This is a genomic window from Pseudomonas sp. WS 5146 (assembly GCF_012985495.1).
Lineage (GTDB): Bacteria > Pseudomonadota > Gammaproteobacteria > Pseudomonadales > Pseudomonadaceae > Aquipseudomonas > Aquipseudomonas edaphica.
In genome coordinates, this window is record NZ_JAAQWL010000003.1 from 203,220 (window position 1) to 229,816 (window position 26,597).

At 61.6% G+C, this 26,597-nt stretch carries 21 protein-coding genes; 15 read left to right on the plus strand and 6 right to left on the minus strand.

The window, feature by feature from the left end:
* Nucleotides 1–23 precede the first annotated feature (23 nt).
* From HBO41_RS09775 to HBO41_RS09785, 3 genes are all read left to right on the plus strand, one after another.
* The gene (locus HBO41_RS09775; RefSeq protein WP_169985970.1) at nucleotides 24–2,981 is read left to right on the plus strand and encodes an autotransporter serine protease; all 2,958 of its coding nucleotides are present in this window, start codon (nucleotides 24–26) and stop codon (nucleotides 2,979–2,981) included.
* Between the two features lie 156 nt (nucleotides 2,982–3,137).
* On the plus strand, nucleotides 3,138–6,245 hold the full coding sequence (locus tag HBO41_RS09780) for an autotransporter serine protease (protein WP_169985972.1): 3,108 nt from the start codon (nucleotides 3,138–3,140) through the stop codon (nucleotides 6,243–6,245).
* Nucleotides 6,246–6,437: 192 nt separating this feature from the next.
* Nucleotides 6,438–7,868 (plus strand): lipase, encoded by a 1,431-nt coding sequence (locus HBO41_RS09785; RefSeq protein WP_169985975.1) that lies wholly within the window; start codon nucleotides 6,438–6,440, stop codon nucleotides 7,866–7,868.
* Here the strand turns inward: HBO41_RS09785 and HBO41_RS09790 are convergent, their stop codons facing one another.
* Entirely contained in the window at nucleotides 7,869–8,141 is a 273-nt protein-coding gene (locus HBO41_RS09790) for a hypothetical protein (RefSeq protein WP_017135597.1), read from the minus strand.
* A 189-nt stretch (nucleotides 8,142–8,330) separates the two neighbouring features.
* On the opposite strand from HBO41_RS09790, the gene HBO41_RS09795 reads away from it, so the two are divergent.
* On the plus strand, nucleotides 8,331–8,495 hold the full coding sequence (locus HBO41_RS09795; protein WP_164487936.1) for a hypothetical protein: 165 nt from the start codon (nucleotides 8,331–8,333) through the stop codon (nucleotides 8,493–8,495).
* A gap of 127 nt (nucleotides 8,496–8,622) precedes the next feature.
* Here HBO41_RS09795 and HBO41_RS09800 read toward each other — a convergent pair whose 3' ends face one another.
* Complete coding sequence (locus tag HBO41_RS09800) at nucleotides 8,623–8,847, minus strand: YgdI/YgdR family lipoprotein (protein ID WP_017135598.1); 225 nt, start codon at nucleotides 8,845–8,847, stop codon at nucleotides 8,623–8,625.
* Nucleotides 8,848–9,034: 187 nt separating this feature from the next.
* Between HBO41_RS09800 and HBO41_RS09805 the strand changes: the two genes are divergently transcribed.
* Nucleotides 9,035–10,678, plus strand: coding sequence for a VRR-NUC domain-containing protein (locus tag HBO41_RS09805; RefSeq protein WP_017135599.1), 1,644 nt, complete (start codon nucleotides 9,035–9,037; stop codon nucleotides 10,676–10,678).
* Nucleotides 10,675–12,936, plus strand: a complete 2,262-nt coding sequence (locus HBO41_RS09810) for an ATP-dependent DNA helicase (RefSeq protein WP_169985977.1) — start codon at nucleotides 10,675–10,677, stop codon at nucleotides 12,934–12,936. The genes HBO41_RS09805 and HBO41_RS09810 overlap by 4 nt, the downstream gene beginning before the upstream one ends.
* A gap of 151 nt (nucleotides 12,937–13,087) precedes the next feature.
* Here the strand turns inward: HBO41_RS09810 and HBO41_RS09815 are convergent, their stop codons facing one another.
* Complete coding sequence (locus tag HBO41_RS09815) at nucleotides 13,088–14,398, minus strand: MFS transporter (protein WP_169985979.1); 1,311 nt, start codon at nucleotides 14,396–14,398, stop codon at nucleotides 13,088–13,090.
* 196 nt (nucleotides 14,399–14,594) lie between these two features.
* On the opposite strand from HBO41_RS09815, the gene HBO41_RS09820 reads away from it, so the two are divergent.
* The 3 genes from HBO41_RS09820 to HBO41_RS09830 all read left to right on the plus strand — a co-directional run bounded on the left by HBO41_RS09820 (nucleotide 14,595) and on the right by HBO41_RS09830 (nucleotide 17,602).
* Nucleotides 14,595–15,701 carry a sugar diacid recognition domain-containing protein gene (locus HBO41_RS09820; protein WP_169985981.1) on the plus strand — a complete coding sequence of 369 codons (1,107 nt, stop codon included), beginning with the start codon at nucleotides 14,595–14,597 and terminating at the stop codon, nucleotides 15,699–15,701.
* 91 nt (nucleotides 15,702–15,792) lie between these two features.
* The gene (locus HBO41_RS09825; protein ID WP_169985983.1) at nucleotides 15,793–16,938 is read left to right on the plus strand and encodes a glycerate kinase; all 1,146 of its coding nucleotides are present in this window, start codon (nucleotides 15,793–15,795) and stop codon (nucleotides 16,936–16,938) included.
* 151 nt (nucleotides 16,939–17,089) lie between these two features.
* On the plus strand, nucleotides 17,090–17,602 hold the full coding sequence (locus HBO41_RS09830; protein WP_017135604.1) for a GNAT family N-acetyltransferase: 513 nt from the start codon (nucleotides 17,090–17,092) through the stop codon (nucleotides 17,600–17,602).
* Here the strand turns inward: HBO41_RS09830 and HBO41_RS09835 are convergent.
* Nucleotides 17,599–18,291, minus strand: coding sequence for an aspartate/glutamate racemase family protein (locus HBO41_RS09835; RefSeq protein WP_169985985.1), 693 nt, complete (start codon nucleotides 18,289–18,291; stop codon nucleotides 17,599–17,601). The genes HBO41_RS09830 and HBO41_RS09835 overlap by 4 nt on opposite strands.
* Nucleotides 18,292–18,462: 171 nt before the next feature.
* On the opposite strand from HBO41_RS09835, the gene HBO41_RS09840 reads away from it, so the two are divergent.
* The 6 genes from HBO41_RS09840 to xylB all read left to right on the plus strand — a co-directional run bounded on the left by HBO41_RS09840 (nucleotide 18,463) and on the right by xylB (nucleotide 25,129).
* Complete coding sequence (locus HBO41_RS09840) at nucleotides 18,463–18,957, plus strand: hypothetical protein (RefSeq protein WP_169985987.1); 495 nt, start codon at nucleotides 18,463–18,465, stop codon at nucleotides 18,955–18,957.
* A 215-nt stretch (nucleotides 18,958–19,172) separates the two neighbouring features.
* Entirely contained in the window at nucleotides 19,173–20,705 is a 1,533-nt protein-coding gene (locus tag HBO41_RS09845) for a sugar ABC transporter ATP-binding protein (RefSeq protein ID WP_017135607.1), read from the plus strand.
* Nucleotides 20,698–21,675, plus strand: a complete 978-nt coding sequence (locus tag HBO41_RS09850; protein WP_017135608.1) for an ABC transporter permease subunit — start codon at nucleotides 20,698–20,700, stop codon at nucleotides 21,673–21,675. The genes HBO41_RS09845 and HBO41_RS09850 overlap by 8 nt, the downstream gene beginning before the upstream one ends.
* Before the next feature lie 33 nt (nucleotides 21,676–21,708).
* Nucleotides 21,709–22,641: an ABC transporter substrate-binding protein gene (locus tag HBO41_RS09855; protein WP_069787533.1), complete on the plus strand. Its 933-nt coding sequence runs from the start codon at nucleotides 21,709–21,711 to the stop codon at nucleotides 22,639–22,641.
* 18 nt (nucleotides 22,642–22,659) lie between these two features.
* Entirely contained in the window at nucleotides 22,660–23,661 is a 1,002-nt protein-coding gene (locus tag HBO41_RS09860; protein ID WP_169985989.1) for a LacI family DNA-binding transcriptional regulator, read from the plus strand.
* Nucleotides 23,662–23,668: 7 nt separating this feature from the next.
* The gene (gene xylB / locus HBO41_RS09865; protein WP_017135611.1) at nucleotides 23,669–25,129 is read left to right on the plus strand and encodes a xylulokinase; all 1,461 of its coding nucleotides are present in this window, start codon (nucleotides 23,669–23,671) and stop codon (nucleotides 25,127–25,129) included.
* A gap of 43 nt (nucleotides 25,130–25,172) precedes the next feature.
* Here the strand turns inward: xylB and HBO41_RS09870 are convergent, their stop codons facing one another.
* The gene (locus HBO41_RS09870; protein ID WP_138449488.1) at nucleotides 25,173–25,481 is read right to left on the minus strand and encodes a hypothetical protein; all 309 of its coding nucleotides are present in this window, start codon (nucleotides 25,479–25,481) and stop codon (nucleotides 25,173–25,175) included.
* 225 nt (nucleotides 25,482–25,706) lie between these two features.
* Nucleotides 25,707–26,564: an NmrA family NAD(P)-binding protein gene (locus tag HBO41_RS09875; RefSeq protein ID WP_169985991.1), complete on the minus strand. Its 858-nt coding sequence runs from the start codon at nucleotides 26,562–26,564 to the stop codon at nucleotides 25,707–25,709.
* Between the last annotated feature and the right edge of the window lie 33 nt (nucleotides 26,565–26,597).

The window sequence follows — 26,597 nt, forward strand, 5'->3', positions numbered from 1 at the left end:
TAAGAAGAATAAGGAGGGGTTAGATGATCACCCATTCACCACGTTTCAAACCGTTTACCGCAGGCTCGTTACTCCTGTTGTCCGTTGCGGCACAGGCGGCCTATACCGAAAACGGCCAAGCGGGTAACCCCGCCAGTTGGCGCTCCGCCGAATTCCAGAGCGACTGGGGCCTGGGGCGCATGAAGGCGGATGAAGCCTATGCGGCCGGTATCACCGGCAGCGGGGTCAAAGTCGGCGCGCTGGATTCGGGTTTTGACCCCAACCACCCTGAAGCTTCCAAAGACCGCTACCACGCTGTCACCGCCAGCGGCACCTACGTCGATGGCAAGCCGTTCAGCACCACCGGCGCACTCAACCCCAACAATGATTCCCACGGCACCCATGTCACCGGCACCATGGGCGCAGCCCGTGATGGCGTGGGCATGCACGGTGTGGCCTACAGCGCGCAAATCTACGTGGGCAATACCAACGCCAACGACAGCTTCCTGTTTGGCCCGACCCCGGACCCCAAGTATTTCAAGGCGGTGTACACCGCGCTGGTGGATTCCGGCGTGCGCGCCATCAACAACAGCTGGGGCAGCCAGCCCAAGGATGTCAGCTACCAGACCCTCGGCGACCTGCACGCCGCCTATGCCCAGCATTACAACCAGGGCACCTGGCTGGATGCCGCGGCGGATGTGGCCAAGGCCGGGGTGATCAACGTGTTCAGCGCCGGCAACAGCGGGTATGCGAATGCCAGCGTGCGCTCGGCCTTGCCGTATTTCCAGCCGGAACTGGAAGGCCACTGGCTGGCGGTGTCCGGCCTGGATAAAGCCAATAACCAGAAATACAACAAATGCGGGATAGCCAAATACTGGTGCATCTCTACGCCTGGCGCGCTGATCAACAGCACCATTCCCGATGGCGGTTATGGGGTCAAGTCCGGCACCTCGATGTCGGCACCGCATGCCACCGGCGCGCTGGCGCTGGTGATGGAGCGCTACCCGTACATGACCAATGAGCAGGCGTTGCAGGTACTGTTGACCACTGCCACGCAACTCGATGGCTCTGTCACTCAAGCACCGAATACCATCGTCGGCTGGGGCGTGCCGGACCTTGGCCGAGCGATGCATGGCCCGGGGCAATTGCTCGGCAACATGAACGTCAACCTCGCGGCCGGGCAGGGCGATGTGTGGAGCAACGGCATCTCCGACCAGGCCTTGGTTCAGCGCCAGGCCGAAGACCGCGCCGAACACAGCGCCTGGCAGCAAACCCTGATCGACAAGGGTTGGCAGAACGGCGTGGGCGCGAATGCCAGCCAGCAGGACCAGACCGATTACGCCGTTGGCACTGCCCGTGATCAGGCTGCGGCCAACCGCGTGTATGAGGGTAGCCTGATCAAATCCGGCGCCGGCAGCCTGGTGCTCAGCGGCGACAGCACGTATCGCGGTGCCACCAGCGTGAATGGCGGCCTGCTGGCCGTGAATGGTTCGCTGACCTCGGCGGTGACCGTCAACAACAGCGGCACCCTCGGCGGTTCCGGGCGCATCGGCGCCTTGAGCGTCAACAGCGGTGGCACCGTGGCACCGGGTAATTCGGTAGGCACCTTGCAGGTAGCCGGTGATGTGAACCTGGGCGCAGGCTCCACCTATGCGGTGGAACTCACGCCCACCAGCAGCGACCGCATCGTCGCAGGCGGCAAAGCCGTGCTGGGCGGCGGCACCGTGACCCTGGCGCTGGAAAACAGCCCCACACTGCTCAGCCAGAGCCAAGTGCAAAGCCTGATCGGCCGCCAGTACACCATCCTCCAGGCGGCGGGCGGCGTTCAGGGCCAGTTTGGCCAGGTGCTGCCGAACTACCTGTTCCTCGGCGGCACCCTTGATTACGCCGCCAACGGCGTGCAGTTGGATGTGGGGCGCAATAACGCTGCGTTCGCCAGCGTTGCCGCCACGCGCAACCAGCGCAGTGTCGCGGCGGCGGCCGAGCAGTTGGGCGCCGGCAACCCGGTGTATGAAAGCCTGTTGCAGTCGGACTCGGTGGTCACGGCCCGCCAGGGCTTGCAGCAACTGTCGGGTGAGATCTACCCGGCGATTGGCGCGATGCTGATCAACGACAGCCTGCAGCTGCGCGATGCTGTAGGTGAACGCCTGCGCCATGTGCCGGTGAACGGCGAAAGCAACCTGTGGCTCAAGGCCCTTGGCGCCTGGGGCAAGACCGACAGCCGCAGCGAAACGGCAGGCTCGACCACCTCGATTGGCGGTTTGCTCGCCGGTGTGGACGGCGCGCTGGATGAACAGACCCGCGTGGGTGTGGTTGCCGGCTACAGCGACAGTTCGCTGAACATGGGCAGTGGCACGCACTCGTCGGCGTCCATCGACAGTTACCACTTCGGCGCGTATGCCGGGCGTGAACTGGGCGACTGGCGCGTCAGCGTGGGTGGTGCCTACAGCTGGCATCGCGGCGACGTAAAGCGTGACCTGCAGTACGGCGAAGTCAGCGGCAAGCAAAAGACCAAGCTGGATGCGCGCACGGCGCAGTTGTTCACTGAAGCTGCGTACCGCATTCACCTGCAACCGCTGGCGCTGGAGCCGTTCGCCAACCTGGCCTATGTACACCTGGACAGTGATTCCTTTCATGAAAAAGGCGCTGCGGCGGCGCTGGAACGTGGCAGCGATCGGCGCGATGCGGTGCTCAGCACCCTCGGTGTGCGGGCCTTGAAAACCCTGCCTCTGAATGACCATCAGCAGCTGGAACTGTCCGGTTCGCTGGGCTGGCAGCACAGCCTGACGGCGGTTGAATCCGAAGAACACTTGGCGTTTGTCGCCGGCGGGCCGTCCTTTGCCGTGCGCAGTTCGCCGTTGTTGCGCGATGCCGCGCTGGTCGGTGTGCAGGCCAGCCTGGCGCTGAGCAAGGCCACGCGGGTCAACCTGGATTACAACGGCCAGTTGGGTGGGCGTGCGAAAACCCAAGGCGTGGGGCTGAGCCTTAACTGGCAGTTCTAACTGTGGGAGCTGGCTTGCCTGCGATGGCGGTGCGTCAGTCGATGAAAATTTGGCTGAACTGACGCTATCGCAGGCAAGCCAGCTCCCACCTGAGCACTGCGGCGCTGAAGAAAAGTGATTCACATACCGGCAATAAGAAAACTAAGGAAGGTCACCGTGAACAAACGCAAACCAGGGTTAAATACCGCCACTCACACAGGCCCGGGCTACCCGCTCAAGGCTTTGAGCTGCGTGCCATACGGCGCGTTGCTGTGCTGCCTGGCAAGTCTGGGGACCGCCCAGGCCGCACCCTATGTGGAAACCGGCAAACTGGGCGATACCGCCAGTTGGCGCAGCAACGAGTTCAAGGCCGATTGGGGGCTGGGCGCCATCCATTCAGACACTGCGTATGCCGCCGGCTACACCGGCAAAGGCGTCAAGCTGGGCATCTTTGACCAGCCGGTGTATGCGCAGCACCCGGAGTTCGCCAGCCCCAACAAGGTGGTGACGATTGTCACCGAGGGCATCCGCCAATACACCGACCCGTATATCCCGGTGAAGGCCGGCGATGCGTTCCGCTATGACGGCACGCCGTCCAAGGACTCCAACGGCAAGCTGGGTAACCACGGCACCCACGTCGGCGGGATTGCCGCCGGTAACCGTGACGGCGGGCCGATGCATGGCGTGGCGTTCAATGCGCAGATCCTCAGCGCCGAAAACGGCGACCCAGGCCCGGAAGACGGGATCATCCTCGGCAACGACGGCGCGGTGTACAAGGCCGGTTGGGATGGGCTGGTGGCCAGCGGCGCACGCATCATCAACAACAGCTGGGGCATCGGCATTGGCGATCAATACGCCAAGGGCGGCCGCGATCCGGCGTACCCCAACTTCACGGTCAATGAAGCCCAGGCGCAGTTCAACAACATCCGGCCGATCCTCGGCACGCTTGCCGGCGGCGCCTACCAAGGCGCAATCGATGCCGCCCGCAGCGGCGTGCTGACCATCTTTGCCGCCGGTAACGACTACAACCGCAACAACCCGGACGCGATGTCGGGTCTTGCGTACTTTGTGCCGGAAATTGCACCGAACTGGCTGTCGGTAGCCGCCTTGCAGCAAAACTCGGACACCGCGAGTGCCAACCCGTATGTGATCAGCACCTTCTCGTCACGTTGCGGTTATGCGGCGAGCTTCTGTGTGTCGGCACCCGGTACCAAAATTTTCAGCTCGATCATCAACGGCACCGACCTGAGCAACCTGACCACCGACTGGGCCAACAAAAACGGCACCTCCATGGCTGCGCCCCATGTGGCCGGCGCAGCGGCGGTGCTGATGGAGCGCTTCCCGTACATGAGCGGCGAGCAGGTCGCCACCGTGCTCAAAACCACCGCCACCGACCTTGGCGCGCCGGGCATCGACGCGCTGTATGGCTGGGGCATGATCAACCTGGGCAAAGCAGTCAACGGGCCAGGGATGTTCGTGACCGCTGAGGATATTCCTGCTGAGTTCCGTATCGACGGCGCCTATGGCAGCAGCCAGTTTGTCGCCGACCTGCCAGGCATTGGTGCGGTGGTGGATGCCGGTAAACCGACCCAGCGTCTGTGCACCGACGTGCATTGCGGCCTGGATGTGTGGAGCAATGACATTTCCGGCCATGGCGGCCTGACCAAGCAAGGCATCGGTACGTTGGTGCTGAGCGGCACCAACACCTACAGCGGGCCGACCCTGGTCAACCAGGGCTTGCTGGCGATTAATGGCTCGGTCACTTCCGACGTCACCGTCAGCCAGGCCGGCGTGCTCGGTGGCTCGGGCCGTATCGGCTCGCTGACTGCCAAAAGCGGCGGCACCGTGGCGCCGGGCAACTCCATCGGCACCTTGAATGTGGCAGGCAATGTCACCTTTGATGCGGGTTCGACCTACGCGGTTGAGCTGTCGCCCACCAGCAGCGACCGCATTGTGGCCGGTGGCACCGCCACACTCAATGGCGGTACCGTGACCCTGGCCCTGGAGAACAGCCCGACGCTGCTAACCAACGCCCAGGCGCAAAGCCTGATTGGCCGCCAGTACAACATCCTGCAAGCCGCAGGCGGTATTAGCGGCAGCTTCGGCGCGGTGCTGCCGAACTACCTGTTTATCGGCGGCACGCTGAACTATGCCGCCAACGGCGTGCAACTGGACGTGGCACGCACCAACAGCTTCGCGAGTGTGGCGGTCACGCCGAACCAGCGTGCGGTCGCGGCGGCGGCGGACCAATTGGGCGCCGGCAATGCGGTGTATGAAAGCCTGTTGCTGGCGCCCAATGCGGCCTCGGCCCAAGGCGCGTTCCAGCAGCTCTCCGGCGAAATCTACCCGGCACTGCAAAGTGCGTTAATCAACGACAGCCGTTACGTGCGCGAAGCCGTTGGCGAACGCCTGCGCAATGGCGAGATGGGCGCCAGCAGCGAAACCATCGACAGCCGTGGCAACGTGTGGGTCAAGGCCTTGGGCGCGTGGGGCAAGACCGACAGCCGCAGCGACACCGCGGGCTACACCACGTCGCTGGGCGGCATGCTCGCCGGTGTGGATGGCGCACTGGATGACTCGACGCGTATCGGTTTGGTCGCTGGCTACAGTGACACCTCCTTGAACATGGGCAACGACACCCATTCCCGTGCCTCGGTCGACAGCTACCACTTCGGTGCCTATGCCGGGCATGAAATCGGTGCCTTGCGCCTGAGCGGTGGGGCGACCTACAGCTGGCATCGCGCCGATGTGAAGCGTGACCTGCAATACGGTGATGTGGCCGGCAAGCAGAAGGTCAAAGTGGACGCGAGCAGCACCCAGGTGTTTGGTGAGGCGGCTTACCGCGTCAACCTGCAACCGCTGGCCCTGGAGCCATTCGCCAACCTGGCCTATGTGCATCTGGACACTGATGGGTTCACCGAAAAGGGTGACGCCGCCGCGCTCAAAGGCCATGACGACACCCGCGATGTGGTGCTGAGCACCCTGGGCGTGCGCGCCTTGAAGACCTTTAACGTGAACGATCACCAGCAACTGGAAGTGTCCGGCACCCTGGGCTGGCAGCACAACCTGAGCAGCACCGATTCCGAGCAGCACCTGGCGTTCGCTTCGGGCGGCCCTGCGTTCGCAGTGGAAAGTGCGCCGATGGTGCGCGACGCCGCGTTGGTCGGTGCGCGGGTCAGCCTGGCGCTGAGCAAGGATGCGCGGGTCAATTTTGATTACAACGGCCTGTTGGCCAGCAAGGACAAAGTCCACGGGGTAGGGTTGAGCCTCGACTGGGCGTTCTAAAAGGCTTCACACCTTGTATGAGGTTGGGCTTATGTGGGAGCCGGGCTTGCCCGCGATGCAGACACCTCGGTCGGTCAGTTGTACCGAGGTGAGGCTATCGCAGGCAAGCCAGCTCCCACATAGGCTCACTCACCACGAGGGCCACACGTGTTTTCGCTTTCTCTACAAATCCAACAACAGAGAGGCACTACCATGGGTATCTTTGACTATAAAAACCTCGGCACCGAGGGCTCCAAAACACTGTTCGCCGATGCCATGGCGATCACGCTGTATTCCTACCACAACCTGGACAACGGCTTTGCCGTGGGTTACCAGCACAACGGCCTGGGGCTTGGCTTGCCGGCCACGCTGGTGGGGGCGTTGCTGGGCAGTACTAATTCGCAAGGGGTGATCCCGGGGATTCCCTGGAACCCTGACTCGGAAAAAGCCGCGCTTGAGGCGGTGCAAAAAGCCGGCTGGACGCCTATCAGCGCCAGTGACCTGGGCTATGGCGGCAAGGTCGATGCGCGCGGCACCTTCTTTGGCGAAAAGGCCGGTTACACCACCGCCCAGGTCGAGGTGCTGGGCAAGTACGATGACGCCGGCAAACTGCTCGAAATCGGCATCGGCTTTCGTGGCACTTCAGGGCCACGGGAAAGCTTGATCACGGATTCCATCGGCGACGTAATCAGCGACCTGCTGGCGGCCTTCGGCCCCAAGGATTATGCAAAGAACTATGCGGGCGAAGCCTTTGGCGGCTTGCTCAAGAATGTCGCCGACTATGCCGGTGCGCATGGCCTGAGCGGCAAGGACGTGGTGGTCAGCGGCCACAGCCTGGGCGGGCTGGCGGTCAACAGCATGGCGGATTTAAGCAACAACAAATGGTCGGGGTTCTACAAGGACGCCAACTACGTGGCCTATGCCTCACCGACCCAGAGCGCGGGCGATAAAGTGCTCAATATCGGCTACGAAAACGACCCGGTGTTCCGCGCGCTCGACGGCTCATCCTTCAACCTGTCGTCCCTGGGCGTGCACGACAAACCCCACGAGTCGACCACCGACAATATCGTCAGCTTCAACGACCACTACGCCTCGACGTTGTGGAATATCCTGCCGTTTTCGATCGTCAACCTGCCGACCTGGGTCTCACATTTGCCCACCGGTTATGGCGACGGCATGACGCGCATCCTCGAGTCCGGCTTTTACGACCAGATGACCCGCGACTCCACAGTGATTGTCGCCAACCTGTCCGACCCGGCGCGGGCCACTACCTGGGTGCAGGACCTTAACCGCAATGCCGAACCGCACAAGGGCAACACCTTCATTATCGGCAGCCACGGCAATGACCTGATCCAGGGCGGCAAGGGCGCAGACTTTATCGAAGGTGGCAAAGGCAATGACACAATCCGCGACAACAGCGGGCATAACACCTTCCTGTTCAGCGGCCATTTTGGCAATGATCGGGTGATTGGCTACCAAACCACGGACAAGCTGGTGTTCCAGAATGTGGAGGGCAGCACCGACCTGCGCGACCATGCCAAAGTGGTCGGCGCAGACACGGTGCTGACCTTTGGCGCCGACTCGGTGACCCTGGTCGGCGTCGGGCACGGCGGCCTGTGGGCGGATGGCGTCAGCATCGGCTGATCAGTGCCAGTGTTGCCCCCGCCAGCCACCGCCCCAATACGGCCGGTGGGGGTAGCCGTAGCCATAGCTGTAAACATGATGTGGGTAGTAATAAGGCCGTGGGGCGTAACCCCAATGCCCGTAATAAACCGGCGGCGGCGGGGGAGCAACCACGATGACCCGCGGCGGCTGACGAATGATGATGGTATCGGCAAACGCCGGCGCGCTGGCCAGCGCCGCCAGGCTCAGGGGGATGAGTAACAGCGCGCGTACCGTCCGGGACATGAGTGCCATGGCCGTCTTTCTCCGTTCTACCGCCTTCGAAGATGAAGGCGGCTTATCGGTTGAACGCCGGGTTGGCGAAAATCCTTCGGTAAATAAATCTTCACCGACCAGCGGCGCAACGCTGCGACGGGTCCGGCAGGCCTCACGCGTTTAATCACTACCCGCGAGCTGTTTCGCGCGTCATGTGAGGAACCGAACATGTCCCGACTTCGATTGCTGCTGTGCGCCTTGGTGCTACTGGGCTTGGGCGGGTGCGCGGTGTACCCGGCCTATCCTGGCCCATGCTGCTACCGGCCGTACTACCACTCGTATTACTACCATCCCTACTATCACCCGTATTACCACCCGTACTACCGGTACTGATCGTTCCCATGCTCTGCGTCACGCTTTGGGACGCGAAGCGTCCTGGGCTGCATTCCCACGCGGAGTGAGGGAACGATCAAACAAAAAGCCCCGCATTGCGGGGCTTTTTATGTTCAGGCGATTGCTTTCACTTTTCGCTGCGTACCGTCGCAACGTCATCAGCCTTGATGCGGATGTGCTTGCCGGCGATGTCGGTGAATTCATAGAACCCATCGGCTGTCTTGGTCTTGGGGGTGTCCTTGGTCAAATACTGCGTGCCATTTTGCAATGTCACTACGGTTTGCGTGGAGCAACCGGCCATTAGCAGAAAAGTGAGTGCAACCAGCGGCAGACCCAAATTCTTCATGTTCATTACCCTTACCTTTAACCCTGAAAAGTCCCGCGCCTAAGGCTTCGGGCCACAAATGTTACGCCATCAACTGTCCTATCTGATCACTTTTATACAAAAAGTTGCGTGGGCCATTTATCTATTACTGATTGCAACAGCCCGCCGCTGGCGGCACTCTGTATGCATAACCAGTATTTGATCAGTGCGCGACATGGCCAATCCCCTCGACGATCCCTTGTATTACCTGCATAACTTCCGCCAAGTCCTGCTGTGGCTGGGGCAGCGTTATGCCGATTTGCTCGACCCGGATGAAATGCAGTTTATTCAGCAATTTGACAGGTTACCGCAGCCGTCCCAGGCGTTATTGGTGCGCATGGTGATGCGCAAGGGCGCGCATTTTCGTGCGAGCAAACTCAATTACCTCGAAATTGGCTGCACTCACGCGGCGGCGCTTGCACTGGTGCAGCAGGGCTGGGTGGATCAGCAGGGCCAACTGGGTTTTGATGAATTGTTCGCACTGCTGCAAAAAGGCGAAATCCTCGCCGCCTTCGCGCCGTGGATTGACCAGCCCAAAGGCAAGAAGGCCGACTGGCTGGAAGGGCTGGCGGCGCAGTTCACTGAGTCACGCAGCTTTGCCCAGTGGTGCCCCGAACTTAGCGACACGCTCTACAGCCTCACCGTGATGGACCTGTGCGACCGCCTGCGGCTGATGTTCTTCGGCAACCTGCACCAGGACTGGTCGGAGTTCGTGCTGGCTGACCTGGGCATCTACACCTACGAAAAAGTCGAGTTCTGCGCCGAGTCCCGTGGCCTGCGCAGCCGTGACGATGTGCACGGTTTTCTGTATCTGCACCAATGCCAGCAGGCCTTCGAAGCCGGCCAGGCGTTGGACGAGGTACTGGCGCAGATCGTGCTGCTTGCCACGGATAACCCGTGGCTGGAAAAACGTCGGGCCAAGTTACTGTTCCAGATCGGCCACTATTGCGAACGCAGTGCCGAGCTGGAATTGGCGGCGCAGATCTACCGTGATTGCACCTATCCCGGCGCGCGCTCGCGGTTGATTCGCGTGCTCGAACGCCAGGAGGATTACGCTCAAGCCATGGCCCTGGCGTGCGCGGCGCAGCAAGCACCGCAAAGCGCTGCCGAACAGCAGCACCTGCTGCGCGTGCTGCCACGCCTGCGGCGCAAGCTCGGTGAACCGGCGCTGCCCAAGGTCAAGCCACGTGAAGTCACGCGCCTGGACCTGGCGCTGGTGCAGGCGCCGCTGATGTCGGTGGAATCCTGCGTGCAGGCGCACCTGAGCGCGCCCGATGCGCCGGTGCATTACGTCGAAAACGGGCTGATCAATTCGCTGTTCGGGCTGTTGTGCTGGGAGGCGATTTTCGCGCCGCTGCCGGGTTCGTTTTTCCACCCGTTCCAGCGCGGGCCGGTGGACCTGCACAGCGAAGACTTTCATCAACGTCGGGCTGTGTTGTTCGCCGCGTGCTTCGAACAGCTTACGGATGAGCGTTACAAAACCACCATCCGCCAGCGCTACGTGGACAAATGGGGCATCCAGTCGCCGTTCGTGTTCTGGAACCTGCTCAGCGAAGAGCTGCTGGAGCAAGCCCTGACGTGCCTGCCGGCCGAACACCTGCGTTACTGGTTTGAACGCCTGCTGCTGGATATCCGCGCCAACCGCGCCGGCATGCCGGACCTGATCCAGTTCTGGCCGGCGCAAAAGACCTACCGCATGATCGAAGTCAAAGGCCCTGGTGACCGACTGCAGGACAACCAACTGCGCTGGCTGGAGTTCTGCGGCGAATACCAGATGCCGGTGACTGTCTGTTATGTGCGCTGGGCGCAAACCGCTTGAGCTACAGCGTTGCGGTGCGCGCGCTGTGCGAGTTCACGGCCAAGGTCGGCGACCTGGACCTGCGCTTTACGCCGTCGCCCAGCGCCCAGGAAGGCATTATCGGCCATCGCACGGTGGCCTCACGACGCAGTGCCCATTACCAGAATGAAGTAGCCCTGGAAGGCGAATACCAGCAGCTCAAAGTGCGGGGCAGGGCAGACGGCTACGACCCGGACAGCAATCGCCTGGAAGAAGTCAAAACCTATCGCGGCGACCTCGACGCGCAACCCGCCAACCATCGCCAATTGCATTGGGCGCAGGTCAAGGTGTACGGCTGGCTGATGTGCCACAAACTCGGCCTGCAGGAAATCGACCTGGCGTTGGTGTACTTCGATATTGTTGGCGAAGGTGAAACCTTGCTGAACCAGCGCTTTCAAGCGGCCGACCTTGAGCAGTTCTTTAACCAGCAATGTGCGCTGTTCCTCGGCTGGGCACGCCAGGAAATGCAGCACCGCGAGGCGCGCAACGACGCCGCGCGGGCGCTGGCGTTTCCCCATGCGCAGTTTCGCACCGGCCAGCGTGCGTTGGCCGAGTCGGTCTACAAGGCCGTCAGCACCGGCCGCTGCCTGATGGCCCAGGCGCCTACCGGCATTGGCAAGACCGTCGGCACGATCTTCCCGCTGCTCAAGGCGCTGGCGCCGCAGCAACTGGACAAGGTGTTTTTCCTGACCGCCAAGACACCCGGGCGCAAGTTGGCCCTCGACGCCGCGCACGTGCTCTACACCAGCAGCCCCGATTTGCCGCTGCGCGTGCTCGAACTGGTGGCGCGTGACAAGGCCTGCGAGCACCTGGACAAAGCCTGTCACGGTGATTCCTGCCCGTTGGCCAAGGGCTTTTATGATCGCTTGCCGGCGGCACGCGTGGCGGCGTCCAAGGTGCGCCTGTTGGACCAGCGCAACCTGCGCGAGGTGGCGTTGGCCCATGACGTCTGCCCGTATTACCTGAGCCAGGAAATGGCGCGCTGGGCCGACCTGGTGGTCGCCGACTACAACTACTATTTCGACTTCGGCGCCATGCTGTTCGGCCTGGCCCAGTTGAACCAATGGCGCGCCGCCGTGCTGGTGGACGAAGCCCACAACCTGGTGGAGCGCGCCCGCTCGATGTACAGCGCCAGCCTTGATCAGTACAGCCTCAAGACCCTGCGCGACAGCGCGCCTGAGCCGTTGAAAAAACCGTTGCAGCGCCTGAACCGCGAATGGAACGCCGTGCACAAGGACCAAGTCGCACCGTACCAGGCCTACGCCAGCAAACCCGACAAGCTGCTGCAGGCCTTAAGCCTGTGCACCAGCGCCATGGGCGATTACTTCAACGACCACCCCTTGGCCCTCAGCGGCGACCTGCAAACCTTCTATTTCGAGGCGTTGCAGTTTGCCAAGGTGGCGGAGCTGTTCAATGAACACTTCATCTTCGATATCAGCCAGCGCCAGTTCGGCAAGCGCAGCGCCTCGACCCTGTGCCTGCGCAACGTGGTGCCCGCCGAGTTCATCCGCCCCAGGCTGACCGCCGCCCGCAGCAGCGTGCTGTTCTCCGCCACCCTGAGCCCGCGCCACTATTACGCCGACTTGCTCGGATTGCCTGCCGATACTGCGTGGGTCGATGTGGAATCACCGTTCCAGGCCGAGCAACTGCAGGTGCGCATCGTCGATGCGATCTCCACGCGTTTTGTGCATCGCCAAGCCTCCTTGGCGCCGATTGTCGAGCTGATTGCCGAGCAATTTGCCACGCAACCGGGCAACTACCTGGCGTTTTTCTCAAGTTTTGATTACCTGCAACAAGTGGCGCAGTTGATGGCCGAGCGGCACCCGCAGATTGTGCTGTGGCTGCAGTCACGCGGCATGGCCGAAGCCGAACGCCAAGGGTTTCTGGACCAGTTCACCCAGCACAGCCGGGGCATTGGCTTTGCCGTGCTGGGCGGCGCGTTTGGCGAAGGCATCGATTTGCCCGGCACGCGCTTGATCGGCGCTTTTATCGCCACACTGGGCTTGCCGCAACTGAACCCGGTCAACGAGCAAATGAAAGCGCGCATGGGCGCGATTTTCGGTGCGGGCTATGACTACACCTATTTGTATCCGGGTATCCAGAAGGTCGTACAGGCGGCGGGACGGGTGATCCGCAGCCAGCAGGACCAAGGCGTGGTGATGTTGATCGATGACCGCTTTGGCGAGGCCCGTGTGCGGCACTTGTTGCCGCGCTGGTGGGCGGTCGAGCGAGGCGCATAACTGGTATTGGGGTAACCGCGGCGTAGAGTTGCGCCATCACCCCAAGAACGGTTATGCCTCCCGCTCTTGCGATAGAGCGGCCCAGCCGAGGCCAAGACTTACCTAGATACCGACGCGCATTCCAGGCAAGCCAGCCCTCAAAGAGACCGCGTTATACCTTCAAGGTACGGGTCATGCGCAACGCCAACACACTGCCGGCCACAATCACCGCCGCCAGCAGGTACAGCGCCATGTCCGTGGACCCGGTGGCATCCTTCACGAAGCCGACGATATATGGGCTCAAGAACCCCGCCATCTGCCCCATGGAGTTGATCAGCGCCAGGCCGCCAGCCGCTGCACCCGCGCTGAGCAGGGCAGTGGGTACTGGCCAGAACATCGGCAGGCCGGTAAGGGCACCCATGGTGGCGATGGTCAGGCCGAGAATCGCAAGCGCCGGGGTGGTGGAGAAGTTCACCGCAATCACCAAGCCAATCGCACCCATCAACATCGGCACCACCAAGTGCCAGCGACGTTCCTTGCGCAAGTCGGCGGAGCGGCCCACCAACAGCATGAACACGGCGGCCAGCAGGTACGGAATCGCACTCAGCCAGCCAATCACCAGGTTATCGCTGAAGCCCAGGTTCTTGATGATGGATGGCAGCCAGAAGTTGATGGCGTACACGCCGCTCTGGATACAGAAGTAGATCAGGCCGAACGCCCAGATCGCCGGGTTCTTGAACACTTCGCCGAGCGAATCGGTGGTGGTTTTCGGTTTGTTGGCCAAGTCCGTCGCCTGATCGGCTTCCAGCACTGCACGTTCATGGGGCGTGAGCCACTTGGCGTTGGCAAAGCTGTCGCTGAGCAGGAAGTAGGCGAGGGCGCCCAGGATCACCGTGGGAATGCCTTGCAGCAGGAACATCCACTGCCAGCCCGCAAGGCCGCCCTGGCCGGCGGCGAAGTGGTTGAGGATCCAGCCGGAAAATGGGCTGCCCAGCAGGCCGGACACCGGAATTGCCGACATGAATAATGCCATGATCCGCCCACGGCGAAAGGTCGGGAACCACTGCGAGAGGTACAGCACCACGCCGGGGAAGAACCCGGCTTCTGCGGCACCGGTCAACAGGCGCAAGCCGTAGAAGTGGCTGGGAGTGGTGACGAACAGCAGGCAGGTGGAAAGCGTGCCCCAGACGATCATCATCAGTGCAATCCAGCGTCGAGGGCCGAACCTGGTCAGCGCCAAGTTGCTCGGTACACCACACAGCACGTAGCCGATAAAGAAGATCCCGGCCCCCAGGCCGTACACGGTCTCGCTGAATTTCAACGCATCGAGCATCTGCAACTTGGCAAAGCCAACGTTCACCCGGTCCAGGTAGTTGAACAAGTAGCAGATAAAAATGAAGGGGATCAGGCGCAGGGTAATGCGCTTGTAGATGGCGTTTTTATCGTCATCGGTGGCCAGTGTGGCAGCGGCGCTCTGTGACATGGCAGTCTCTCTTTATTATGATTTTTCGCGATGCGAGGGTAACGTTGATCGCCCAAAGAGTCTCGGCCACCTTGCTGGGTGCTGTCTTTGTGCCCGCGCACAGTCAAGCAGGCTTTGCGCTGTGCCTCTGAACAACAGGATGAACAACAGGATGAACACCCCATGAACAACCGCGCCTTTCAAGGAACTTAGCCTCATGTTCGAGCTCGATCATGACCTGGCGCAGGATATCGTCAATCGCACCATGGCGATCCTGCCCTATAACGTCAACGTCATGGACAGCCAGGGGCTGATTCTGGGCAGTGGCGAGCCGGAGCGAATCAACACTCGCCATGAAGGTGCGCAGTTAGTGCTGGCCAATGGTCGCGTAGTGGAAATCGACGGCCAGACCGCCAAACACCTGAAAGGCGTGCAGCCCGGTATCAACTTGCCGTTGATGCACGACCAGCGCCTGATCGGCGTGCTGGGCATTACCGGCGAGCCGGCGTTGCTGCGCACCTACGCGCAACTGGTGCGCATGACCGCCGAAATGCTGGTGAGCCATCGCCATCAGCAAGCCGAGCAGCAATGGCGGCGCCAACGCTGTGATGACCTGCTGGCCTTGCTGCTGGCCGACAGCGGTAACTCGCCGCGCCTGGTGGATGAAGCCCAGCAGTTGGGGCTCAAGCCTCAGCTGGCCCGCACGCCCTACCTGTTCGAGTTGGGCGCAGGCCAATCGGCGGAGGCATTGAGTGCCTGGCTGACCAGCCGTTACCCGGACAGCTGGTGCGTGAGTTCCGCACAATTCTCGTTGTTGTGGTGCCGGCCTGCGTTGGCCCAAGTGGATAACCCAAGACTGCTGGAAAAGCTTCAGGGTCTGGGCTGGAATATCTTGCGGGTCGCCGTCGGCGGGCAGGCCGATGGCCTCGCCGGGCTGCGTCGTTGTTACCGGCGTGTGGGGGATTTGCTGGCCTATGGTCGCGATATCCTGCCGCAATCGCAGCTGTTAACCCTCAATCGCTACCGCCTGCCGGTGATGCTCTGGCGTCATCGCAACGACGATGCCTTGGACGAACTGCTCAACCCCTTGCGCAAAGTCCTGGCCAAGGACACCAACGGCCAACTGTTGGCTACTTTGCGCAGTTGGTGTGAACACGATGGCCAAAGCCAGGCCTGTGCTGATGCCCTGGGCATTCATCGCAACAGCCTGCGTTACCGCATGGAACGCATTGCCGAACTCAGCGGCGTCGACCCGCTGACCCTTGACGGCATGCTCGCGCTGTACCTTGGCGTGCAGCTATTGCCCCAGGCTTTGTCGCAATGAACAACAAACCTCACCCGCACTTGTGCATCGGACCGGCGTCATTGCCGATGGCAACTGGCAGCATGGGCGTTATAAAAACCGGAGAAAGCCCATGAAAATCATCATCGCCCCCGACTCATTCAAGGACAGCCTGAGTGCCGAAGGCGTAGCCCAGGCGATTGCCGACGGCCTCGCGCAGGTGTGGCCGGATGCACAGGTAGTCCAGTGCCCGATGGCCGACGGCGGTGAAGGCACGGTGGACTCGGTTCTCGCCGCCTGCCATGGTGAACTGCGTCGCGAAACGGTGAACGGGCCACTGGGCGAGGCGGTGGAGGCACGCTGGGGCTGGCTTGCCGACAGCCATACCGCGATGATCGAAATGGCCGAAGCCAGTGGCTTGCAACGTGTACCGACGGGCCAGCGTGATGCTTGCATCAGCAGCACATTCGGCACCGGCGAGCTGATCCGCGCCGCTCTGGATGCCGGTGCGCAGCGCATCATCCTGGCGATTGGCGGCAGCGCCACCAACGACGGCGGCGCGGGCGCGATGCAGGCGCTTGGCGTGCAGCTGCTTGACGCCCAAGGCCAGGCACTTGCACCGGGCGGGTTGGCTCTCGCAGGCCTGGCGCGGATCAGCCTGGAACACCTGGACCCACGTTTGGCCCAGGTGCGTTTTGAAATCGCGGCCGACGTCAACAATCCACTGTGCGGGCCGCAGGGCGCCTCTGCCATTTTCGGCCCACAAAAAGGCGCCAACCCACAGCAAGTCGAACAGCTTGACGCGGCGCTTGGGCACTTTGCCGATCACTGCGCCCAAGTGCTGCCCAAAGACGTGCGCGATGAACCGGGCAGCGGCGCGGCAGGCGGTTTGGGGTTTGCCGCCAAGGCCTTTCTCGGCGCACAGTTTCGTGCGGGCGTGGAGGTGGTCGCCGAGCTGGTCGGCCTGGACTCGGCCGTGCGTGGTGCGGACCTGGTCATCACTGGCGAAGGCCGCTTCGACGCCCAGACCTTGCGCGGCAAAACACCTTTTGGTGTGGCACGGATTGCTCAACGTCATGGCGTACCGGTCATCGTGATTGCCGGCACCTTGGGCGAAGGCTATGAGCAAATGTACGCCCATGGTGTGGACGCCGCCTTCGCCTTGCCATCAGGCCCAATGAGCCTGGAACAGGCGTGCAGCGAGGCGCCGCGTCTGTTGCGCGAGCGCGCGGTGGACATAGCGCGGGTATGGCGCACAGCGTTCAGCCAGCGCAGTTAACAAGCCAGCTCCCACATTTTGACCGCGTAACTCGGCGTAACAGACCGACCGAGTTGCCTGCATCGCGGGCAAGCCCGGCTCCCATCCTAGCCAGCATGCAGCCTCGGCCCCTACACTGGCCGGCCACTTGTCTTTCATAGGATGAAACGCAATGCACACACCTGAACCCCATATCGTGATCCAGCGCTTTACCGAAGCCCACCTCGAAGGCGTCGCTGCGCTCTATAACGAACCGGCCGTGTGCCGTCAGGTGCTGCAAATGCCTTACCAATCGGTGGAGGCCTGGCGCAACAAGCTGGCGTTGGATAATGAGCGGCGGCTACAGCTGGTGGCGGTGCATGGCGGCGAGGTCATCGGCCAGCTTGGCCTGGAGCAGACCCTGCGGGTGCGGCGCAGCCATGTCGGCTCGTTCGGCATGGGCGTGGCCACGGCCTGGCAGGGCAAGGGTGTAGGTTCCAGGTTGTTGGCGGCCGCGCTGGACGTGGCGGATAACTGGATGAACCTGCACCGCGTGGAACTCACGGTGTACGCCGACAATCAAGCCGCGCAAGGCCTGTACCGAAAGTTCGGCTTCGAAGTCGAAGGCCTGTTGCGCGATTACGCTTTGCGTGATGGCAAGTTTGTCGACACCGTCAGCATGGCGCGCCTGCGCCAATCGGCCTAATCCGCCAGTGCAAACGCCACCGCAGCCTGCGCATGCAGCTCGGTGGTGTCCAGCAACGGCAGGTGGCTGTGTTGTGGCTTGATCAGCAGGCCGATTTCCGTACAGCCAAGAATGATCGCCTGGGCACCCTGTGCCGCCAATGACTCGATCACGCGTTGATAAACCTGGCGCGAAGCCTCGCTGATCACCCCGACACACAACTCCTCATAAATGATCCGGTGCACGGCCTCGCGCTCGCGCGCGTCGGGCACGAGTACGGTCAAGCCCTGCGCGGCCAGACGGGCCTTGAGAAAGTCCTGTTCCATGGTGAACGCGGTGCCCAGCAAGCCGACCGTCAGGGTGCCGGCTTCGACCGCTGCCGCTCCCGCCGCATCGGCAATATGCAGGAACGGAATCGACACCGCCGCCTCGATACGCGGCGCCACCAAATGCATGGTGTTGGTACACAGCACCACACAGTCGGCGCCACCCGCTTGCAGGCGGCGCGCGGCGTCTTCAAGGATCAGCGCGGTGTCATCCCAGCGCCCGGCGTGCTGGGCTTGTTCCACCGGACCGAAGTCCACGCTGTACATCAACAGTTGCGCCGAGCGCAGCGCACCGAGCTGGTCGCGCACGCGCTGGTTGATGATGCGGTAATACTCGGCGCTGGACTCCCAGCTCATGCCGCCGATAAGGCCGATGGTGCGCATGCGATGCTCCGGAACAGAAATGTTGCCTCACCTTACCCACAGGCCACGGATTAGTCATACGCAGTTGCCGGCGAAATTACCGGTGCAGTTGCGCAGGCGTTAATCAAACGGTCAGCCGCCGCATCTGCCATGATCACCGCTCGCAACCTGGTTAACCCAAGGAAAATGGCAATGGACGATGTACAGCAACTGGGCGAGATGCTTCGTCATTACGCCGACAGCGAAGCGCATAAAAAACAGCAATTTGACCTGCAGTCAGCGCGCTGGGCACAAAAGCTCGGTGAGTTGTTCGGGCAGATCGAACAGTGGCTGGAACCGGTCAAGCGCGTTGGTTTGCTCGAGGTTCAGCGTGAAGCCTACGTCGCCAGCGGCCCGGGCCTGCCGGCCGAGAGTTCGACCTTCAAGACCGAAAAACTCACCGTGCATATCACCGGCAAGCCCGTGGAGTTTGTCCCGGAAGTGATGGGGGCCGGTGGTTTGATATCGGTGTCGGTGATGGGCCTTACCGCTGCTCGGCACGGCAGTGTGTCGCTGGTGTTGCCGGCCGATAAAAACGATTGGCTGTGGAAGAAAACCAATGGTTTGAAAGACCCGGACACCTTTGCCTTCGATGCCAACTTCCTGGCCACGCAACTGCAGAGCCTGATCCCGCGTGAGCGCGGCTGAAGGCTATTGGCTCGACCCGGTCAAATGTGGGCGTGGAGCGTCGGCGTGATCGGGTAATCATTTTCGGGCGCGCAGGGCGAATTTCTTCGTTTTGCGCTTGATGAAACGTTTAATCAAACAAAAAAATGCACGCGCAAGCGCTTGCGTACGGAAATGCATCTGGCATAGAGTCGGCAACACTCGATTACAAAAATAATAAATCCAGGAGCTCATCCATGAGCCTTGAACCCTTGCTTGAGATGCAGGGCATCAGCAAAACCTTTAATGGTTTGCGCGTGCTCAAGAATGTCGGCCTGAAGGTTTACCCCGGTGAAATCCACGCCTTGATGGGTGAGAATGGCGCCGGCAAGTCGACCTTGATGAAAATCCTCTCCGGCGCTTACCAGGCCGACCCCGGCGGCGAAATCCGCATCGACGGCCAGCCCGTCGCCACCTTCGACCCCGCCACAGCCAAGACCCTCGGCATCGCCGTGATCTACCAGGAACTGAGCCTGTGCCCAAACCTCAGCGTGGCCGAGAACATCTACCTGGGCCGCGAACTGCGGCGTGGCTGGACCATCGACCGCAAAGGTATGCAGGAAGGTTGCATCGAAGTGTTGCAACGCCTGGGCGCCGAGTTCAAACCCGCCACGCCCGTCAGCAACCTGTCGATTGCCGAGCGCCAATTGGTTGAAATCGCCCGCGCCCTGCATGCCCACGCACGCATTCTGGTGATGGACGAGCCGACCACGCCGCTGTCATCGCGCGAAACCGACCGCCTGTTTGCCTTGATCAAACAACTGCGCAGCCAGGGTCTGGCGATCATCTATATCAGCCACCGCATGGCCGAGATCTACGAGCTGTCGGACCGGGTGTCGGTGCTGCGCGACGGCCAGTACATCGGCGAACTGACCCGCGATGCGCTGTCGGCCGAAGTGCTGGTGAAGATGATGGTCGGCCGCGATCTGTCAGGCTTCTACAAGAAGGAACACGCCGCGTACAACCCCGGCAACGTGGTGATGCGCGTGCGCGACATGGCCGACGGCAAACGCGTGCGCAATTGCAGTTTTGACCTGCATGCCGGTGAAGTGCTGGGCATTGCCGGGCTGGTCGGGGCAGGGCGCACGGAACTGGCACGGCTGATCTTCGGCGCCGACCCGCGCACCTGCGGCACCCTGGAAGTGGTCGGCAAGACCGTCACCCAACTGCGAAACCCGGCGGATGCGATTCGCGCAGGTGTCGTCTACCTCACCGAAGACCGCAAGGCTCAAGGCCTGTTCCTGGACATGAGCGTGGCCGACAACATCAACGTGTGCGCCTGTGTGCCGGATGCGCATGCCGGTGGCGTGCTGGACCGTGGGCACGCGGCGCAACGTGCCAATGATGCGATCAAGTCACTGTCGATTCGCGTGGCGTCGGGCAAGGTCAATGTCGGCGCACTGTCCGGCGGCAATCAACAAAAGGTGCTGTTGGCGCGGCTGCTGGAGGTCAAGCCGCATGTGCTGATCCTCGACGAGCCGACTCGCGGCGTGGACATCGGCTCCAAGTCCGAGATCTACCGCATCATCAATCAACTGGCGCTGGCCGGTGTGGGCATTGTGGTGATCTCCAGCGAGCTGCCGGAAATCATCGGCACCTGCGACCGTGTGCTGATCATGCGCGAAGGCCAGTTAGTGGCCGAAGTCGGCGGGGCTTCGGGCCACGTCATTTCCCAGGAACGAATTATCGACCTCGCCACTGGTGGCGATCAGGTGGCTGCCCATGGCTGATTCAATGATTGCAACAACTGGCAAGGCCGAACGCGTGCGTGAGCTGATGCGCACCGTCGGCATGCTGCCCGTGCTGGTCTTGCTGCTGGTGGGCTTTGCCCTGGCCAGCGAAAACTTCCTCACGGTGCAGAACCTGTCGATCATCACCCAGCAAGCTTCGGTGAATGTGGTGTTGGCGGCGGGCATGACCTTTGTGATCCTGACGGCGGGTATTGACCTGTCGGTGGGCGCGATTCTGGCGGCGTCTGCAGTGGTGGCCTTGCAGGCATCGATGTCGCCGCAGTTCGGCATGTTCGGGATTGCGGCGGGCATTGGTTTTGGCCTGTTGCTGGGCTTGGTCAACGGCGGGCTAATCGCTTTCATGCGGCTGCCGCCGTTTATCGTCACCCTGGGTGCGCTGACCGCCATGCGTGGCCTGGCGCGGTTATTGGCCGATGACAAGACTGTGTTCAACCCCGACCTGCCGTTTGCGTTTATCGGTAATGACTCCGTGCTCGGCGTGCCGTGGCTGGTGATCATCGCCGTGGCTGTGGTGCTGCTGTCCTGGTTCATATTGCGCCGCACCGTGATGGGCGTGCAGATCTATTCGGTGGGCGGCAACCCGGAGGCGGCGCGGCTGTCGGGCATCAAGGTGTGGAAAGTGCTGCTGTTTGTCTATGCCATGTCCGGCGCGCTGGCTGGGCTTGGCGCCGTGATGAGCGCCTCGCGGCTGTTCGCCGCCAACGGCCTGCAACTGGGGCAATCCTATGAGCTGGATGCGATTGCGGCGGTGATCCTGGGTGGCACCAGTTTTACCGGCGGCGTGGGCACTATCGGCGGCACGCTGATCGGCGCACTGATTATCGCGGTACTCACCAACGGCCTGGTGCTGCTGGGGGTATCGGATATCTGGCAGTACATCATCAAGGGCATCGTGATCATCGGCGCGGTGGCGCTGGATCGCTATCGCCAGTCCGGCGCACGAACCTGATACACCTCAACAACAATCACAAGAGAGACCGGTATGAACTTCAAACGTATCTTTCCCGTTATGGCCTTGGCTGCCCTGATGTCCCATGGCGTCGAAGCCCGCGAACTCAAAGCCCTGGGCATCAGCATGGGCTCGCTCGGCAACCCGTATTTCGTGACCCTGGCCGACGGCGCCGCCGCGCGGGCCAAAGAGCTGAACCCTGCTGTGAAGGTCACCTCGGTGTCGGCCGACTATGACTTGAGCAAGCAGTTTTCCCAGATCGACAACTTCATCTCATCCAAGGTTGACCTGATCCTGCTCAATGCCGTCGACCCATCGGCCATGGCCTCGGCGATCAAGAAAGCCAGGGATGCCGGCATTGTGGTAGTGGCGGTGGATGTGGACGCCAAAGGCGTAAACGCCACGGTACAAACTGACAATGTCGAAGCTGGCAAGCTGGCCTGCCAGTTCCTGGTGGACAAGCTGGCGGGCAAGGGCAATGTGATTATCCAGAACGGCCCGCAAGTGACCGCCGTGACCGACCGCGTCAAAGGCTGCAAAGCGGCATTGGCCGGTGCACCGGACATCAAGGTGCTGTCCGATGACCAGGACGGCAAAGGCTCACGCGAAGGTGGCTTGAATGTGATGCAGGGTTACCTCACGCGCTTCCCGAAAATTGACGGCTTGTTCGCGATCAATGACCCACAAGCCATCGGCAGCGACCTGGCGGCCAAACAGCTCAAGCGCAGCGGCATCATTATTACTTCGGTGGACGGTGCGCCGGATATCGAAAACGCGCTGAAGACCGACACCCAAATCCAGGCCTCCGCCAGCCAGGACCCTTGGGCCATGGCCCAGACTGCCGTCAACGTCGGCAATGACATTCTCAATGACAAAGCCCCGGCCGAAGCGGTTACCCTGCTCACGCCAAAACTGATTACCCGCGACAACGTTGCGACGTACAGCGGCTGGTCGAGTAAACATTGAGTTAAAGGGGAAAGCGTCGTGGTCACCATGGATGACGTGGCAAGCCGGGCCGGGGTGTCCACCTCGACCGTGTCCCACGTGTTGAACGGCACTCGCAAGGTCAGCCCGGCCACGGTGCAGGCGGTGCAGCGCGCGATCCAGGCGTTGGGCTATATCCCCAACACCCTGGCGCGCTCGCTGGCGCGTTCGAGCACCAATACCATTGGCGTGGCGATCTCGGCGCTGTCCAACCATTACTTCAGCGAAACCGTGCAAGCGATTGAAACCGAGTGCGTCCGCCACGGCTACATGATGCTGTTTGCCGACCCGCACGACGACCCGGAGCAGGAATTGCGGGTGGTCACGGCGCTGCATCACCGGCGGGTCGACGGGATTTTATTGGCGCCGTCGACCGGCTCCAGCGCGTTGGAATATCTGCAGGCCAACGAGATGCCGACGGTGCTGGTGGACCGCATGATGAGCGAGCAGTTTGATCAGGTTGGGGTGGAGAACACCCAGTCCACCCAGGCGCTGGTCGCACACTTGATTGAACATGGGCACCGGCGCATCGGCTTTATTGCCGGGCGCGAAGGGCTGAGCACTACCGATGAACGCGTGGCCGGTTATCGTGCGGCGTTACAGGCAGCGGGGCTGGTGTTCGACCCACAGTTACTGGTCAACGGCGGTTCCAACAGCGCGCCTGCGCGACAAGCAACCGCGCAGTTGTTGGCGTTACCGGTGCCACCCACGGCAATCATGGCCGGCAATAACCTGATGACGCTGGGCGCCATGCACGCCCTGCGTGAGGCACGCATTGAGGTGCCCGGCCAGATGGGCCTGGTGGGCTTTGATGATTTTGACTGGGCGGATTTCTTCGTGCCACGCCTGACCCTGATCGCCCAGCCGGTCAAGGAACTGGGCGCCCGCGCGGTGCATATGCTGCTGCAACGCATGGCCACGCCCGGCGCACCCACCCAAAGCGTGCGCCTGGCGCCGAGCCTGCAACGGCGTGACTCTTGTGGCTGTATTGAAGTGGAATAATCTACGTATGCGCAACCCTGTTTCCCTCGGCATAGACCTCGGCACGTCAGAGCTCAAGGCGATTTTGATGGACGTCGACGGCAGCGTGCTGGCCCACGTCGGTGTGCGCCTTGGCGTTTCACGGCGCCACAGCGGCTGGTCCGAACAGGCCCCCGAAGACTGGTGGCAAGCCTGTTTGCAAGCGCTGGCGCAGCTGCGCGAGCATGCGGCGTTTGCCCGTGTGGCGTGCATCGGCCTGTCCGGGCAGATGCATGGCGCGGTATTGCTGGGCAACGATGATCGCGTGCTGTACCCGGCCATCCTGTGGGATGACGCGCGCGCAGTGGCCCAGGCCACGCAACTGGGCAGCGGGTTTGCCGAAACCACCGGCAGCCTGCCAATGGCCGGGCTGACGGCGCCCAAACTGCTGTGGCTGCAACAGCATGAACCCGAGGTATTCAAGGCGATTGAGTGTGTGCTGTCGCCCAAGGATTACCTGCGGTTACGCCTGACAGGCGAGCGCATCAGCGATATGTCGGATGCCGCCGGCACCCTGTGGCTGGACGTCGCGCAGCGCGAATGGTTTGCGCCGATGCTCCACGCCACCGGCCTGACGTTGGCACACATGCCCCGGCTGGTGGAGGGCGGTGCGGCGAGCGGTGTACTGAATGTAAGCGGGTTGGGCCTGTCGCCCGAGGTGGTGATTGCCGGTGGTGGTGGCGATAACCCGGTGGCGGCGGTCGGCATCGGTGCGATCAATGCCGGTGACGGCTTTATCACCTTGGGCACCAGCGCGGCCATCGTCGCCATCACCGACCACGCCGCCGGCAACCCGGCCAGTGCCGTGCACAGTTTCTGCCACGCCTTGCCCAACCGCTGGTACACCATGGGCGCCATGCTCGCCGGGGCCAGTTGCTTGCGCTGGGTGACGCGCTTGACCGGCCAGCCGGATGAACAAACATTACTGGATCAGGTGCAGGCGCAGTTGCCCATCGAGCAGCCGGTGCCGCTGTCGACGCCGTTGTTTCTGCCGTACCTGGCCGGTGAACGCACGCCGCACAACGACCCGTTATTGCGCGGTGGGTTTATGAACCTGGGGCATGACTGCACCCCGGCGATGCTCGGTTATGCGGTGATGGAAGGCGTAGGTTTCGGCTTGCTCGATGCGCTGCGTGCGGTGCAGTCGACCGGTGCCGACGTGACCGCCTGCGCCTTGGTCGGCGGCGGGGCACGGAGTGCGTATTGGGCGCAGTTGCTGGCCAATATCCTCCAGCGGGAGATCTTCACGCTGCACGGCAGTGAATTGAGCGCGTCTGTGGGGGCGGCGAAGCTGGGGTTTATGGCGATTGGGCAGGGCGCGGATTTGCTTACGGCGGGGATGCCGGTCAAGGCGAGGTATTTGCCGAACCCTCTGCAACAGAAACTGTTAGAGGCTCGGCACTGTAAATTCAGGGGGCTCTTGGATGCTGCAAAATTTTTGAACGTTTGATTCAAGAGTCTCGTAGTTACGCACTCCTTTGTTGCCCCCGATATTAACGTCGATAAAAATTTCTTTTTTGCACATCGCTCAACATTGCACTCCACTCAGTAAAAGAGGGTTCGCCATTAACGAAGTCCGCCTCCAACCTCCAGGAACCGGCGTTACTTGAAAATTCAAGTACAGTCTCCTGCCTGCCGTCGCTATAAAAATGATAGTGCCCATTCACGTTTTGCTTTTCCCCCAAGGTCCGATCACTAAAATAGCCACTGAAATAGCCGTCCTTCTCGCGAAAGTAGTCGATTTCCAAGGTGTATTCATCATTGACACCGCTGTCGTAAAAACCGTTGATAGGATTTGACATGTTGATCGTCCTCTGCAGCGTTATAGATCATTGTGGCTATCGTTGAGTAATACACCAGCATAGGCCCGCCAGATTTGAGCACTTGTGCTTCAAAGCTCGCATCCTTAGCGTAGTTATGAGCATTGGATTCTCTCCAGTGATGCACAACGCTAACAAGTCGTACTCAGCTGAGCACCTGTGAAAATTGACAGTTTTTTATATTCAAAGGCAATAAGCGTCGCTGTTTCAGACGATTGTATCGGCTAACTCACGCAGCACCGTCAGCAACGATGTTTCCCCCTTAAGCACCTGCTCATGCTCAAAACAGATCCAGCCTTCATTGAATCCATCGACCATGCGCATACGTGGCAGTGGGTTCTGAGCGCCCTGGGCGCGCAACAAGGCTTCCCAGGTGTCACGCGCCACCCCTTCAGCGTGCACGTCGCGGCCGAGCACCTGTGACAAGCCTTGGGCGATGTCGTTGGGGCTGACCCATTGGCCTTCCAGTTCAACCACCCGATGGCCGGCCCACGCCTGTTGCAGCAACTGCGCGGCGAGGGTGCCGATATCCGCCGTGGCGATCATCGGCACCGACTTGTCCAGAGGTTGCAGAAAGCTGTGGATCACGCCGGTTTCCCGCGCAGTAATCAGGTCGTACGCCGCATTTTCCATAAACCACGCGGGGCGCAGGAAGGTGACCGGGAGGTCCAGCGCGCTCAGGGCCTGTTCCATCAGGGTACGCTGGGTCAGCAAGTTGACCTCAGTAGCCTGGGCACCGATGGTCGAGAGGCACAGCACCTTGTTCGGCGCAGCTGCCTGCAACGCCTGGCTGACTGCGGCAATCACCGCACGGGCTTCGGGAAAACCCGGCTGCGGATCAAACCCGGGAGGCGGCAGGATAAACACGCCGGTTGCGCCGATGAACGCTTCGGTTAATGCCTGTGCGTCGTCCATCTGCGCAAACACCACGTCGCAACCTTGGTCGGCCCAGTAGGCTGCCTTGCCCGCATCGCGCATCACCGCGCGCACCGGTTGTCCGGCCTTGATGAGGTTGCGCGCCAGGGCGCCGCCGACTTTGCCTGTAATGCCAGTAATCACGTACATAAGCTTTATACCTGTGGGTTCCAATCAGTGGAG